Here is a 14,912-nt window from a genome sequence, read left to right as displayed (position 1 = left end):
CATGACCAGCACCGCAGCATACAACGGCCTGTATGAAAAACAGATCGATCAGATCAACCGCGAGGATGGGACGCCTTGTGCAGCCTATTCCGCTCCGGACTTCTTCATTACCGAGGAGTCCATGTTCGCGCCCAAGCGCAATGGCAACCAGGTGCAGTTCTTTACCACCGGCAAGGATTACTTCAGGGATGTTGCCGCAGCCATTCTTGGCGCAAAGAACAGCATCTTCATTACCGGATGGCAGATAAACCATGATGTCCTGCTGGATGGCAAACAGACTCTCTGGCAGCACCTGCATCAGGCCCTGACCGCCAACCCCAACCTGAAAGTCCATGTGATGCCCTGGCTCAGCCCTAGCGCCGCCGTAGGCACCTACGACTTCGAAACCATGCTGGCGATCTTTCAGCTGAATGCCGGACTGGCAAACGGCCCCCGCGCCTTCTGTACTCCTGCCATCCAGCAAAGCGACATGTCCGGTCTGGGCGCCACCTTCTCGCATCACCAGAAGAGCGTGGTGATCGACAATCGTATCGGCTATGTCGGAGGTATCGATCTGGCCTACGGTCGTTATGACGATAACAATTTCAGCCTGGATGCCAGCACCCGACAGGGCAACGATGCCTATAACCCGAGCATTCCAGCGCTCGGCTGGATGTCACTGCAGAAGCATACCAGCAAGAACGGCCTGCTTCTCGCTGCGTTATTTGATCTATCAAAACCTGTCCGCTTCCCCACTTCTCCGATGAGGATGCCCGGACAGGCTGCACTGACCGATGGAATCAACCAACTTCTGCCCATGCCCAGTCGTGCCAAACTGCTGAACAGCTTCAACTATCTGACCAACTTCTTCAGTAGCCCCACCCCGGAGTTTCTGCAATCCGCAATACAACGGCTGGAGTCAGTCGGGCAGGCATTCGAGCAGGGCAGACGCAGCCTGGTCGAACTCAGGATGGCCATGCTGGAGCGTATGGTACGCGCTACGGCGGAGCTGATTCAGGTCGATCTGGCCTCGTTCAACCTGGACCCCGAGTTGGAACAACGCTTGCGCCATTGGCTGGACCAGCTGCAGAACGCCAAACAACTGCATCGCGCTCTGCAGCTGCGCAGCATGCATCTGATTGCCGAGTGGATGAGCAAGTCCGCGTTGGGCCAGGTGTTCGGCAAACTCATGGATATCCGCTTCGATAATGTCCCAGCCAACTGGGCAGCGCCGGCCAGCGAACTGTCCAGTTCCATCCTCTGGTATCTGTTCGGTCTGCTGCAACGCCAGACGCAGGACAACGAAGGCCCCTACCCCTACCTGCTGAAACACCCACAGCCGCTGGCGTCCCCGGACAATACAACCTTGGCCGCAGACCAGCCGCGCATGCCCTGGCACGACGTGCATTGCCGCGTCGAGGGGCCATCCGTGTACGACCTCTCGCGCAATTTCGTGGATCGCTGGAACGGCCAACAGGCTTATCTCGCCAATACGCCACCACCCGGCGATACCCTGGTGATCAAACGCATGCTGGAAGCGCTGATGACCTGGGTCAACCGGATACTGGAAGCGGCCCGGCTGGACAACTATCTCGATTTCGATATCACACTGGAACTGGCGCATCCCGAACCCGTGTGGATACGCAATAGCGAGGAATTGCCGAGCTACCCTGCGGTGAAGCCAGGAGGGGTGAGCGTTCAGACATTACGCAGTGCGGCAGGCAATATGCTGCGGCAGGAACAGGCTGGACGGACTACCGCAGGCGTAAACCTGGACGCACTTCCCAATTTCAGCAGTATCGGCGTGCAAGCCAACTGCAAGAGTGCGATGCTTCAGGCCATTTCCAGTGCCCAGCACTTCATCTATATCGAGAACCAGTTCTTCCAGAGCAGCTTTGGAACAGAAGGTGAGTTATACGAAGACGTTCCGCTATCCGGCCCGATGAGCCGCCTGCGCACGGCGGATCATCTACCAAGGGAACTGGTCGAACGGGTGAACCTGCGCCAGGCCCTGGAGCAACAGAATATCTGGCTACTCGACTGGGCCGAAATCGACGCCATCGCACGTAACCCCAGCCCGGTGCAACAGACGTTTCTCGAAGAGCTGCGCAGCATCACCACACTCAATGTACAGGGCTGGCTGACGCACCACCTCGGCAGGGAGCAGAACGGCATCATCAACAATATTGGCGCAGCACTGGCCGAACGTATCGGCCGGGCCATCGACGAAGGCCGTCCCTTTCATGTGTACATGGTGCTGCCTGCACATCCCGAGGGAGCCCTGAACGTACCCAACATCATGCATCAGATCCACCTGACCATGCAGAGCCTGGTATTTGGTGAGCAGAGCCTGGTCAAGCGCATCCAGCGGCGCATGGCCATGCGCGCCTATATGGAGCGCGGCGCCAGTCGCGAGCAGGCCCGGGAAATACTCCAGCGCCGCGGCCCGGATGACCGGCCGGTCTATGAACAGCAGGACTGGAGCCGCTACCTGACTCTACTCAACCTGCGTACCTGGGATGAACTCGCTGGACGGGTAGTGACCGAGCAGGTCTACGTGCACAGCAAGTTGCTGATCGCCGATGACCGGGTCGCCATTCTCGGCAGCGCCAATATCAATGACCGCAGCCTGCTCGGGCCACGCGATTCGGAACTGGCCGTTATCGTGCGTGACAGCACGCCTGTCAGCATAGCGCTGGATGGCCAATGCCCACAGCAGGTAGGCAAGGCCGTGCATGAATTGCGGGTAGCCTTGTGGAAGAAGCATTTTGGTTTGAGTCAGACCAGACCGTCCAGGGTGCAGCCGGCGGCGACATTGGGTGCTTGCCTGACTCGACCGGCAGCGGAAAGCAGTTGGAAAGCGATTCAGAAACAAGCGATGGCCAACTCTGATGCTTATACAACAGCTTTCAATTTTATTCCGCAAAGTGTCAGCCAGACACAACCGGTGCCCGCCTCAGCTCGGAAAAGATATCCGAGCGGCTTCCCTGCTTCGGTGTGGCCCACTTGGATATACCACGATCTGGATGATATGCGTCTGGGCGGTGAGCTCGCCGCCCCAATGCCGTTTGAAGAACAGTTCTGGCGCAGCACATATCGCTATCCGGCCCCCATCGGTATCGAAGGCTTTATCTGCCAGTTACCCATCGAGTGGACTCGCGGGGAAAACAATGACTCGGGCATCAATACCACCATCATGGCTGACCACAAACGACAGCCGCATGGTCATGAGGCCAGCACCACACTCGCGCATGTCGACAACGCCCCAGCAAAGGATCACCACCGGTCATGAAGCGCCTTAATCTGATAATAGCGACCATCCTCGGCTTGCTGTCCAGCCATCTTATGGCCGACCAACGTCAGGAATGCCTGGGTCGCCATGTCTTTGAGGTTCCGGAGGGCATGGAATGGGCAACCTATGACGCGAGCCGTGTTTTTCGTATATCCACCGGAGGTGGCCATAATTTCACGGCAAAGGTAGGAGCCAAGGGCGACTCGGTCGTTTATGGCCCCTACGGCGCAATCATCAAGGTCAGCGATATTGTGGAACGCTCCGAGTTTGAGGCAGCAGCCAATTACCAGTTGGGAACGGGGCGGCTGAACCAGAAGCGGATTCTCGAAAATATTGATATCAAGCAGTTCCGGTTAAGCAAGCTGCCAGGGCAAGGTTACGGCCCGGAAGTCATCCAACAGCTGGAACGTGAAATCGCGGAACTCGAAGCCCAGGTTCCCCTTGCCCTCTATACCGTACACGATCTGGGCATTCCCGATGCCTTCTTTATCGGCGGCCAGGGTGACCCGACCCATGCCTATCTGTACCGCAACCAGCGAGTCTACTATTTCGTCATGCGCCGTGCTGGTGACAATGGAACCGACGCCTTTGTGGACCTCATGTCCCGCTTCCAACCCCGCGAGTTATACGAAGTACCCGAGGGCAACGGCATCTGCATTCCCTACGGCTTTATAGCCGATGACGGCAAGGCGCCCTACTCGATCAAGAACAGCCTGCGCTTCACCCAGAGCCCCAACGTGGTCTTTACCCTGCTGACCGCCTCGGCCAGTGACCCATGGCACACAAAATCCACCTCCGGCCTGTACGACACCGATTTCCGCCCGGGCTATGACCGCGAGAAATGGACATGGCGTGAATATGTCCAGCCCTCCTGGCTCGGCACGCACAAGACCCAGCTGCTCGGCTGGACCCTCGAACCCAAACCGGATTCCGGCGAGCAGGAGCGAGCCTGGTTCGGCTTTGCCGAACGCGGTGGCGTGCTCAACCCTTTGCTGGCCGTGCATATGCTCACCTTCCAGCAAGGGACAGACGATCTGACCGAGCACACACCACCCATGGAGACCGTGCTGCCCCGCTGGGAAGCACTGGCCCAGACCCTGCGCCTGAAGGGCGAGCAGCAGTGAAAGACCCAAAAAGGAATTGGCACATGAACAGGAAACTCTACTGCGCACTACTGCTGATACTGGTAACGGCCATCAGCACCGGTTGCAGCAGCAACAAGAAAGACTACCGCCCGCTGGGCGAGCCGCCGGCAATGCGGGGCAACTGACGGATACAGGAGCGATTTTCCATGGAACTGGTTTTCGACATGATCAGCGCACCACAACAGGTTCCCGGCATGGTCGGTAGCAAAACCTTCCGCCATGCCGGAGGCATCATCGGGCGTTCGGAGAGTTGCGACTGGGTGCTGCCCGACCGCAACCGGGTGGTGTCCGGCAGGCATGCACAGGTGAGCTACGACAATGGTGCGTTCTACCTTACCGATACCAGCAGCAACGGTATTCGCTTCAAGGACAGCGACATGCCGATGGCCAAGGGTGAACCGGTACGCATCGAACATGGCAAGGTGTTCTGCTTCGGTGATTTCGAGATTCGCGCGCGGCTGATCCAGAACCCGGCGCAATTCGAGACAGGCCTGCAGCACAGCCAGCCGACCGGCAGCATCATCCCCGATGACGCCTTCCTCGATCTGGACCCGCTCAATGCGCTGGACCAGCAGGAGCAGCGTCATTATCAGGGTGACGAGTTGTCGTTGCTGGCGCCAGCGGCCGAGCCGCAGGATCAGACCCACGACTATGCGCGCATCGATATGCAAAGCCTACCTGTTCCAGAGCTGGTGGCGCCCTCGCCAGCACCGGTCGAGGCATCTCCCGCTCCGCGGCAGAGCCTGCCCGGCAGCTTCTGGAACAGCTATGAACAGGCCCTCGGCGTCAGTCTCGATGGTCTGCCGGATGAGCAACGCGAGGCTCTGGCGATCACCGCGGCCAGTCTGCTCAAGCAGTGCATCGGCAACCTGCAGCAGAGCCTCAGGACCCGCAGTGAGCTGAAGAGCGAGCTGCGGCTGGCACAGACCACGGTGCAGACCTCGGGTAACAATCCGCTCAAGCATGCCGCCGACACCAGCGAAGCGATGCAACTGATGCTGCGCAGCCAAGAGCCCGGACAGATGCCGGCCAGGCATGCGGTGGCACGCGCGTACCGTGATCTGCAGGCGCATCAGGTGGCCCTCAGCGCGGCCAGCCGCAGCGCCGTCAAGGGCATGCTCGAGCATCTGTCGCCGGAGCAGCTGAACCTGCGTTTCGAGCGCGAGAACAAGGGACTGCTCAATACCAACGGCGCCCGCTGGAAGGCCTATGTCCGCTTCTACCAGTCCATCCAGAGCGAGGATGAATGGAGCAAGCGGCTGTTCGCCCGCGATTTCGCCAATGCCTATGAAGAACAGATACGTCTTATCGCCACCCTCAACATGGATATCCAAGGATGATCATCATGCTGCGCATTGCCCTGGTTTCGATACTGCTCACGCTGTCACTGGGCGGCTGCAGCCTGATGCAGAGCTCGCCCACCACCCGCATAGACCTGCAGTTGACCGGCAGCGACAAACTCAACCCGGACCTGCACGGGCGGCCGTCGCCGATCGTGCTGCGGCTCTATGAACTGAAGAACCCGGTGGCCTTCGAACATGCGGAGTTCTTCTCGCTGTATCAGCAGCCCCAGGAAACCCTGGCACTGGATCTGGTTGCCCATGAAGAACTGGAACTGCGCCCCGGCGAGCAGCAGGAACTGAACCTGACCACCGCTACCGGCCACTACCTGGCGGTGCTGGCCGCCTATCGCAATCTGCCCGAAGCAGACTGGCGCGTGGTGGTGCCGCTACGCGCGGGCCAACTCAACCAGGTCAGCCTGCAGCTCGACGAACTGGGCATACAGCGCGACAGCCATGCCCGACAGTCGAGGGACTGAACCATGACGACCAGAAAAGTGGTCTGGCATGAGGGCATGCTGCTGCGCCCGCAGCATTTCCAGCAGAGCGATCGTTACTATGACCATCAGTTGAAGACCCGTACCCAGCGGCTGCATAGCGCCGCTTGGGGGTTCTTCAAGCTGGATATCGACCAGCAGTTCCTGGCCATGGGCAAGCTGGTGCTCAGCCAGGCCAGCGGCATTCTGCCCGACGGCAGCCTGTTCGAGCTGGGTTCCGAACGCGCCCCGTTGTCCCTGGATATTCCAGCCAATACCAGCAACAGCCCGGTCTGGCTGGCGCTGCCGCTGGTCACCGGCAACCATGTGGAAACCCGGCGCCCGCAACATAAGGATGTACTGGCGCGCTACACCGCGCACGATGTGGAAATCAACGACTCGAACGCCGGCGACGACAGCCGTGGCATGGTCAGCTGCGCCCTGGCGGATTTCCGCCTGCTGCTCGGCGAGCAGGCCGATGCCCAGTCGTTCGTCAGGATGCAGCTGTGCCACGTACTGGATACCACGCCCGACGGGGTGGTCAGCCTGGACAGCGAATTCGTACCAAGTTTCCTGCACCTGCAATCCAGCCCGTTCCTGCAGTCGTGCCTGAAGGAAGTCATCAGCATGCTCACGCACCGCGGCGACATCCTTGCCGAACGCATCCGCGCCGGCGGCAAGGTCAGCGGCGCCGAGTTCGGTGACTTCATGATGCTGCAGCTGATCAACCGTCACGAGCCTCTGCTGCGACACTACCTGGTGCAAGAGCACCTGCATCCGGAACAGCTGTATCGCGAGCTGCTGGCGCTGTTCGGCGAACTGTCGACCTTTTCCGGGGACACGCGCCGGCCGCGCCTGGACAGCCGCTACCAGCACAGCGACCAGGGTGGCAGCTTCCGCAGGCTGATGGACGCCCTGCGCCAGGCACTGTCCATGGTGCTGGAACAGCATGCCGTGGAGCTCGCCCTGCAACAGCGCCAGTACGGTATCCAGGTGTCGCCGCTGCATGACCACAAGCTGCTCGGCAACGCCTCCTTCGTGCTGGCGGCCAGCGCCCAGTGCGATTCGGAAGAACTGCGCCAGCGCCTGCCGGCCCACCTGAAGGTCGGACCGGTGGAGCGCATCCGCCAGCTGGTCAACCTGCATCTGCCCGGGGTGCGCGTCAAACCGCTGCCGGTGGCGCCACGGCAGATTCCATTCCATGCCGCCAAGACCTACTTCGCCCTGGAACTCAACTCCGAGGAGCTGGCCCAGCTGGAACGCTCCGGCGGTTTCGCCTTCCATGTCTCGGGGGATTTCCCGGAGCTTGAACTCACCTTCTGGGCCATCAGGAACTGACACACATGATCAAGGACATGGATTACCGCCAGGACGACCGCACCGTCATTCTCAACCGCAACGGCGAGCCGCCGGCCAAGGCCCCGCTGACTGACTTCGCCGCCGCGCCACGGCTGGAGAAAATCGAGCAACGCATGGTCTACGCTGCCCGGCGGCGCGACACGCAAAGCTTCAACCTCAGCCTCAACCCGCTGATCTCCCTGGCCGCGACCCTGCTGTCGGAGGTGGTGCGGTTGAAGAACAGCTTCCAGGCCGAGGACCTGCACAGCCTCAAGGAACGGCTGAGCGCCGAGATTCGCCTGTTCGAGCATCATGCGCTGCAGGACAGCGGCGACAGCAGCGAGGTCATGGCCGCCCGCTATGTACTGTGCACGGCGATCGACGAAGCGGTGGTGACCACCCCCTGGGGCAACGAGAGCGCCTGGTCGCAGATGAGCCTGCTGAGCAGCTTCCATAACGAAACCTTCGGCGGCGAGAAGTTCTTCCAGCTGCTGGAACGGCTGTCGCGCAACCCGGTCAAGCACCTGCATCTGCTGGAGCTGCTGTACCTGTGCCTGTCGCTCGGCTTCGAGGGTAAATACCGGGTGATGTCCCGCGGCACCCTGGAGCTGGAAGTGATTCGCGACAGCCTGTACCGACAGATCCGCCAGCTGCGTGGCGATGTGCCCAGCGAAATCTCGCCGCACTGGCAGGGCCTGCAGGGAGAGCGCGGCCACTTCGTGCGGGCGGCCCCCTGGTGGCTGGTGGCGCTGTTCACCCTGCTGTGCCTGGGCGTCATGTATGGCGGCTTCAGCTGGGTGCTGCATGAGCAGCGCATCAATGTCATGCAGGGCTTCGAGCACAGCCCGGCATCGGGCCAACCCCTTGTCACGGACGATATGCCATGAATGCCAAAGCCATTCTGTTCAAAACCCTGAACCTGTTCCGCCGCAGCTGGGCATGGAGTCTGGTGCTGGTACTGTCGCTGGCAGTGCTGGTCTGGACCCTGGGTCCGGCACTGGCGATCAATGATCGCAAGCCCTGGGGCTCGGCCAGCGCACGCCTGCTGACCATCAGCGTGATCTTCCTCGGCTGGGGGCTGAGCCTGGTGTTCAGCAACTGGAAGAAGACCCGCCAGGCCAAGGCCGAGGAAAGCGACAGCGAGGCACAGGAGCGCCTGCGCCGCGAGCACCTCATCGTCGAGGAACAGCTGGAACTGCACAACCGCTTCAAGCAGGCCATGCGCACCCTCAGCCGCTCCAGCCTGTACAAGGGCCGCAGCGAGCGCTGGCGCCGCGAACTGCCCTGGTATCTGCTGCTGGGCCCACAGGGCAGTGGCAAGACCAGTCTGCTGGAGTTCTCCGGCCTGGAGTTTCCGCTCAACAACCGCGAGCAGCAGCGGGTCAATGACGAGATATCCACCACCCGCTATGCCGACTGGTATTTTGCCGAGCATGCGGTGCTGCTGGACAGCAGCGGGCGCTACCTGAACCAGCCCGACCCCCATGTCGACAGCCTCGGCTGGAACACGCTGCTGGGCCTGTTGCGCAGCCGCCGCCAGCGCCCGCTCAATGGCGTGCTGATCACCTTGCCGGTCGATCTGCTGCTCAGTGACAACCAACTGGAACTGGAGAACCAGGCCCGTCAGCTGCGCCAGCGGCTGCTGGAGATCAATCAGCAGCTCGGCATGGAGGTGCCGGTCTACCTGGTGTTGAGCAAGGCCGATCAACTGCACGGCTTCGATGACTATTTCGACCAGCTGGCCAGCGACGAGAATGACCAGGTGCTCGGGGTCAGCTTCCGCAAGGCGCAGGATGGCACCGATCTGCAGGTCGTGCGCCAGGAGTTCGAGGAGCTGCTGCATCGCCTCAACAGCCAGGTCATCATGCGCATGCACCAGGAGCGCGACATCGCCCGGCGCGGCCGCATCCTCGACTTTCCGCACCAGTTGGGCCGGCTCGGTGAGCCGCTGAGCCTGTTCATCGAACTGGCCTTCGCCGGCAACCGCTACCAGCGCGCCAGCCAATTGCGCGGCTTCTACCTGACCAGCGCCCCCAGCATGCAGGGCGGGCTGGACCCGCTGACCACCAGCATCGGTCGCAACCTCGGCGCGGGCAACACGCCGGTCCCGGCCGCACGCAGTGGGCGGGCGCGCTTCATCCGCCAGTTGCTCAGCCGGGTGATCTTCCCCGAAGCGGAACTGGCCGGGCTCGATCAGCGCGAGGTGCGGCGCATCAACTGGCGCCAGCGCTGGCTGTTCGCCGCAGCCGGCGCCTGTCTGCTGGTGGCCTGCCTGGCCTGGACCAGCAGCTTCTCGGCCAACCATGCCAGGCTCGAACAGTTGCGCACACTGTCGCAGCAATTGCAGCAGGATCAGCGCCAACTGCGCAACCACAGCCAGGTCAGCGCCATGCTCAAGGTACTCGACAACAGCTACGCCGCGACCCAGGTCTACCCTGGGCGCGACCGGCTACGCTGGCGCGAGCGCGCCGGGTTGTCCCAGGGCGATGCGGTCAATCCCGAATTGCAGCGGGCCTATCGCCGGCAGCTCGAGCAGTTGCTGCTGAAAAGCGTGGCCCTGCGCCTGGAAGCGCAGATCGACTCCAGCCGGCACGACCGCGAACAACTGTTCAACAGTCTGCGCGCCTACCTGATGTTGAACATGCCCGAACGCCGCGACAATGCCTGGCTGCAGGAGTCGATGGCGGCCGACTGGTCGCTGCGCCATGCCGGTAATACCGCAGTGCAGACACGCCTGAACAAGCATTTTGCCCATCTGCTGGAGCAGCCCTTCCGGCGTTATGCACTGGACCAGCGGCTGGTCGCCGAGGCCCGTCGGCAGCTGCGCAGCGAGTCGCTGTCCAGCGTGCTGTACCGCCTGTTGACCGAGCAGGCCGCCAGCCTGCCGGAGTACCGCGTGATCAACCATCTCGGCCCCCACGCGGCGCTGCTCACCAGTAACCAGAACACCCTGCCCGGGTTCTACACCCGCAGCGGCTACCAGCAGATGTTCCTGGCCCGCGGCAACGACCTGGTACAGCACATGCTGCGCGACAACTGGGTGCTGGGTGACAGCGACGAACTGAGCACCCAGGATCGCCACCGCCTGATGCAGGAGATGGAACAGCTGTATTTCGAAGATTATGCCAGCCACTGGAGCGAACTGCTCAGCCGCCTGGCACTGGACCCGCTGGCCGACAGCAGCCAGGCGACCCGACAATTGGCGGCCCTGGCCTCGGCCAACTCGCCGATCATCAAACTGCTGGAAGAACTGCGCGGCAACACGCGCCTGAGCAATGACAGCGCGACCCTGAACCGGGCCATGCGCAGCATGGAACGACGCTTCGAGGCGCTGCATCAGTTGCTGGACGAGAATGGCAACCCGGGGGCCGAACTGCTGCAGGCATTGCAGGCACTGGATGCGCTGCATACGCAAATCAACGGCCTGGCGCACGCCAGCGTGCCGGGGCAGGCCGCCTTCGACATGGCCCGCGCCCGCATTGGCGGCCAGGCCGACGCCATGAGCCAGCTGCGTACCAGCGCCGCCCGGCTGCCCCAACCAGCCGGCCAATGGCTGACCACGCTGGCCGGTGACAGCTGGATGCTGGTGCTCCAGGAAGCCTACCAGCATATAAACCAGCGCTACCGCAGCGAGCTTCTGGCCAACTGGCGGGGCTCCGTCGGCCAGCGCTACCCGTTCAGCAAGGACAGCGAAAGCGAAGTGACCTTGGGCGACTTCCGCGAGTTCTTCAAGGCCCAGGGCATCGCCGCGCAGTTCTTCGAGCGCTATCTGCAGCCCTTTGTCAGCGCCAGCGCCGATGGCTACCGGGTGCGCCTGGTCGATGGCCACGGGCTGCCGGTGTCGCGCGAGCTGCTGGCGCAGATGGGCCGCGCCGAACGCATTCGCCGCGGTTTCTTCGCCGAGAATCCCAACGAGCCACAGGTGCAGTTCCGCCTGGAGCCCTTCTTCCTCGACTCCAACCTGGGACGCGCCAGCCTGCGTATCGGTTATCAGAACATGGAGTATCGCCATGGTCCGATCATCCAGACCGCGTTCCGCTGGCCAGCGGACAACGACGCCGGGCGCGCCAGCCTGATTCTCGAGGACCTGGGTGGCAAGCGCGCGGCACTGGATCAGAATCGCGGCACCTGGTCGCTGTTCCGCCTGCTCGACGAACTCGAGGTCGGCCACCATTCCGACCGCGACGTATTGCTGCTCAAGGCCGACCTGGGCGGCATGCGCGCCCAGTATCTGCTGCATAGCCAGCGCTCGCCGAACCCGTTCGACCTGAGCCTGCTGCGCGGCTTCAACCTGCCCGCGAGACTGTGATGGACCTGCTCAGTGCCTGGCGCAGCAGCGCCCGTACCGATACCGGCAAGGTCCGGGCGCGCAACGAGGATGCCTTTCTGGCCCTGCCCCAACGCGGCCTGTGGGTGGTCGCCGACGGCATGGGAGGACACCAGAACGGCGCCCTGGCCAGCCGCCTGATAGTCGAGCAACTGGCCGACCTGCCCGGCGGCAGCGACCTCAATCTGCGACTGCGGCAGCTGCGCAAGTCGCTGCATGCACTGAACCGGCGGCTGAGCCAGGAGCTGACACTGGTCAGCGGCCAGCCCGAGCCGGTCATGGGCAGCACTGTGGTCGCACTGCTGGCCGAGGGTGATCGCGCCGCCTGTATCTGGGCCGGTGACAGCCGCTGCTACCTGTGGCGCAGCGGCAATCTCTACCAGATGTCGCGCGACCATTCACTGCTCCAGCAACTGATGCAGGATCAGCAGCTGAGTGCCGAGCAGGCCGCCAGTCATCCTTCAGCCCATGCCCTGACCCGGGCGGTCGGTGCCAGTGAGGAGCTGGTGCTGGATGTGGTCGAGTTCACCGTATACCCCGGCGATACCCTGTTGCTGTGCAGCGATGGCCTGTACCAGAACCTGAGCAGCGCCAGCCTGGGCAGCGCGCTCAACCTGCCATCGCCGCAGCTTGCCCTCGAACGCCTGTTCGAGCTGGCGCTGCAGGGGCCGGCCAGCGACAACCTCAGCGCCGTGGTGATTCGCCGATGAGCGCCCGGGAGATAGCCATGCCCGCTCCAGCCAAGACCGCAGCAACAGCCGGCGACAGGACCCGGGCCATCCCTCCCGGGCCAGCGCCGGAGCTGCTGAGCAAGCGCTACCGCATCGAACGCCTGCTTGGCGTGGGTGGCATGGGTGCGGTGTACCGCGCGCGTGATCTGCTGCGCGAGCAGTTCGGCGACCCGCAGCCCTGGATAGCGCTGAAAACCCTGAATGACAGCTTCGCCGAATACCCGGACGCCAATGCCCTGCTGTACAGCGAATTCGCCCTCACCAGCCGCCTGCACCATGCCCATGTGGTGCAGCTGCATGGCTTCCATACCGATAGCCGTTGCCAGCGCGCCTATATCACCATGGAGCTACTCAAGGGGCCGACCCTGGACGAGCTGATCAGCGCCAATCCCGATGGCATGCCCTGGGCGCAGTTGCAGGAGATCGCCGTGGCGCTGCTGCAGGCACTGGCCTACGCCCATGCGCGCGGCGTGCTGCACGGTGATCTCAAGCCAAGCAATGTGATGATTGCCGAGGATGGCCTGCGCCTGTTCGACTTCGGCCTGGGCCAGGCCATCGGCGACCTGCTGCCCGGACTGCCCCGCCTCAGCCGCGCCCGCATCGCCGCCTGGACACCGCGTTATGCCGCCCTGGAACTGCTCGAAGGCCAGCCGCTGGCCGCCGCAGCGGATGTCTACGCCGTGGCCTGCGTACTCTACGAATTGAGCAGCGGACACCACCCGTTCAGCCGCATGACCGCACGCCAGGCGAAGAACATGCAGCAGGACAAGTCCCTGGAGCGCCCCCGCCACCTACCCCTGCACTGCTGGCCAGCCCTACGCCAGGCACTGGCCTTCGACCAGCAGCAACGCATCGACGCCCGGGGTTTGCTGGAGGCCTTCAGCGCGCCGCCGCCCAGTCTGCTCCAGCGGCTGTTCACCCGCCAGCAACACATTCCGTAGCAATTCCTCCCCCCAGCTCATCTTCCAATCGACCTGCGGTCATGTCAGTTTGCAGCAAGTCATTCATACTCAGGCAGCGCGGTCCTGCTGTTCCCGCTGTCTTCAGAGAGGTTCCGGTTCATGTGGTACAACGGTCTACTCGATCCTTCCGGCTGGCAGTTGCTGGCCATCATCCTGGTGCTGACGCATATCACCATCGTCAGCGTGACGGTGTATCTGCATCGTTATTCGGCACACCGCTCGCTGGAGCTGCATCCGGCACTGAAGCATTTCTTCCGTTTCTGGCTGTGGCTGACGACCAGCATGAACACGCGGGAATGGACAGCCATCCATCGCAAGCACCACGCCAAGTGCGAGACCCCGGAAGACCCCCACAGCCCGGTGCAGAAGGGTCTGTCTACCATACTGCGCAAGGGCGCGGAGCTGTACATGGCGGAGGCGAAGAACGAGGAAACGCTGCGCATCTACGGCAAGAACTGTCCCGATGACTGGATCGAACGCAACCTGTATGGGCGCTATCGCAATACCGGCATCGTACTCATGCTGTTGATCGACCTGGCCCTGTTCGGTGTGCTGGGGCTGACCGTATGGGCAATACAGATGATCTGGATTCCGCTGTGGGCTGCCGGCGTGGTGAATGGCCTGGGCCATGCGGTGGGTTACCGCAACTTCGAGTGCAAGGATGCGGCAACCAATATCGTGCCCTGGGGCATCCTGATCGGTGGTGAGGAGCTGCACAACAACCACCACACCTACCCGAACTCGGCCAAGCTATCGGTGAAGAAGTGGGAGTTCGACATGGGCTGGATGTGGATTCGCCTGTTCAGCCTGCTGCGCCTGGCCAAGGTGCGCCGGGTCGCGCCAGTGCCGCATCGCATCGAAGGCAAGCAGACCCTGGACCTGGATACCGCCCGGGCGATCCTGAACAACCGCTTCCAGATCATGGCGCAGTATCGCAAGACCGTCATCCGGCCACTGGTACGCCAGGAGATGCAGCGGGTGGACGACTCCGTGCGCCATCTGTTCCGCCGTGCCAAGCGCCTGCTGGGCCAGGAAACCAGCCTGCTGGCGCCGCAGCAGGAGGCGCGTATCCAGACCATTCTGGAGCAGAGCCAGTCGCTGCGCATCATCTATGAGAAGCGCTTGGCGCTGCAACAGATCTGGAGCCGTACCAGCAGCAATGGCCACGACATGGTCAATGCATTGAAGGACTGGTGCACCCAGGCCGAGGCTACCCGCATCCGCGTGCTGCAGGATTTTGCCGCCCATCTGCGTACCTATACGCTGCAGCCGGCACTGGCATCCTGAATACCAGCCGGCCTGCAAACGGGCGGCAGCGCGGC

General features: G+C 62.5%; 11 protein-coding genes. All 11 read left to right on the top strand.

Annotated elements, in window-relative coordinates:
* Nucleotide 1 precedes the first annotated feature (1 nt).
* The 11 genes from H6X51_RS13235 to desA all read left to right on the top strand — a co-directional run bounded on the left by H6X51_RS13235 (nucleotide 2) and on the right by desA (nucleotide 14,877).
* A complete protein-coding gene (locus H6X51_RS13235; RefSeq protein WP_185267962.1) occupies nucleotides 2-3,271 on the top strand; it encodes a phospholipase in 3,270 nt (1,089 codons plus the stop codon).
* The gene (locus tag H6X51_RS13230) at nucleotides 3,268-4,395 is read left to right on the top strand and encodes a T6SS immunity protein Tli4 family protein (RefSeq protein ID WP_235991340.1); all 1,128 of its coding nucleotides are present in this window, start codon (nucleotides 3,268-3,270) and stop codon (nucleotides 4,393-4,395) included. The genes H6X51_RS13235 and H6X51_RS13230 overlap by 4 nt, the downstream gene beginning before the upstream one ends.
* Nucleotides 4,396-4,418: 23 nt before the next feature.
* Entirely contained in the window at nucleotides 4,419-4,541 is a 123-nt protein-coding gene (locus H6X51_RS20245) for a hypothetical protein (RefSeq protein WP_268898610.1), read from the top strand.
* A gap of 21 nt (nucleotides 4,542-4,562) precedes the next feature.
* Nucleotides 4,563-5,756, top strand: coding sequence for a type VI secretion system-associated FHA domain protein TagH (gene tagH, locus H6X51_RS13225; RefSeq protein ID WP_185267961.1), 1,194 nt, complete (start codon nucleotides 4,563-4,565; stop codon nucleotides 5,754-5,756).
* Nucleotides 5,757-5,758: 2 nt separating this feature from the next.
* Nucleotides 5,759-6,235 carry a type VI secretion system lipoprotein TssJ gene (tssJ, locus tag H6X51_RS13220; protein WP_407925972.1) on the top strand — a complete coding sequence of 159 codons (477 nt, stop codon included), beginning with the start codon at nucleotides 5,759-5,761 and terminating at the stop codon, nucleotides 6,233-6,235.
* A 3-nt stretch (nucleotides 6,236-6,238) separates the two neighbouring features.
* Nucleotides 6,239-7,570 (top strand): type VI secretion system baseplate subunit TssK, encoded by a 1,332-nt coding sequence (gene tssK / locus H6X51_RS13215; RefSeq protein WP_185267959.1) that lies wholly within the window; start codon nucleotides 6,239-6,241, stop codon nucleotides 7,568-7,570.
* 5 nt (nucleotides 7,571-7,575) lie between these two features.
* The gene (gene icmH / locus H6X51_RS13210) at nucleotides 7,576-8,457 is read left to right on the top strand and encodes a type IVB secretion system protein IcmH/DotU (RefSeq protein ID WP_185267958.1); all 882 of its coding nucleotides are present in this window, start codon (nucleotides 7,576-7,578) and stop codon (nucleotides 8,455-8,457) included.
* Complete coding sequence (gene tssM, locus H6X51_RS13205) at nucleotides 8,454-11,879, top strand: type VI secretion system membrane subunit TssM (RefSeq protein WP_185267957.1); 3,426 nt, start codon at nucleotides 8,454-8,456, stop codon at nucleotides 11,877-11,879. Before icmH ends, tssM begins: the two co-directional genes overlap by 4 nt.
* Nucleotides 11,879-12,607, top strand: coding sequence for a PP2C family protein-serine/threonine phosphatase (locus tag H6X51_RS13200; RefSeq protein ID WP_185267956.1), 729 nt, complete (start codon nucleotides 11,879-11,881; stop codon nucleotides 12,605-12,607). Before tssM ends, H6X51_RS13200 begins: the two co-directional genes overlap by 1 nt.
* On the top strand, nucleotides 12,604-13,569 hold the full coding sequence (locus H6X51_RS13195) for a serine/threonine-protein kinase (protein ID WP_185267955.1): 966 nt from the start codon (nucleotides 12,604-12,606) through the stop codon (nucleotides 13,567-13,569). Before H6X51_RS13200 ends, H6X51_RS13195 begins: the two co-directional genes overlap by 4 nt.
* Nucleotides 13,570-13,689: 120 nt before the next feature.
* The gene (desA, locus tag H6X51_RS13190; protein ID WP_185267954.1) at nucleotides 13,690-14,877 is read left to right on the top strand and encodes a delta-9 fatty acid desaturase DesA; all 1,188 of its coding nucleotides are present in this window, start codon (nucleotides 13,690-13,692) and stop codon (nucleotides 14,875-14,877) included.
* Nucleotides 14,878-14,912: the final 35 nt, after the last annotated feature.

The sequence above is a fragment of the Halopseudomonas xiamenensis genome, from assembly GCF_014219065.1.
GTDB classification, from domain to species: domain Bacteria; phylum Pseudomonadota; class Gammaproteobacteria; order Pseudomonadales; family Pseudomonadaceae; genus Halopseudomonas; species Halopseudomonas xiamenensis.
The sequence above is the reverse complement of the archived record's forward strand: the minus strand, read 5'-3'. Positions and strand labels throughout refer to the sequence as shown.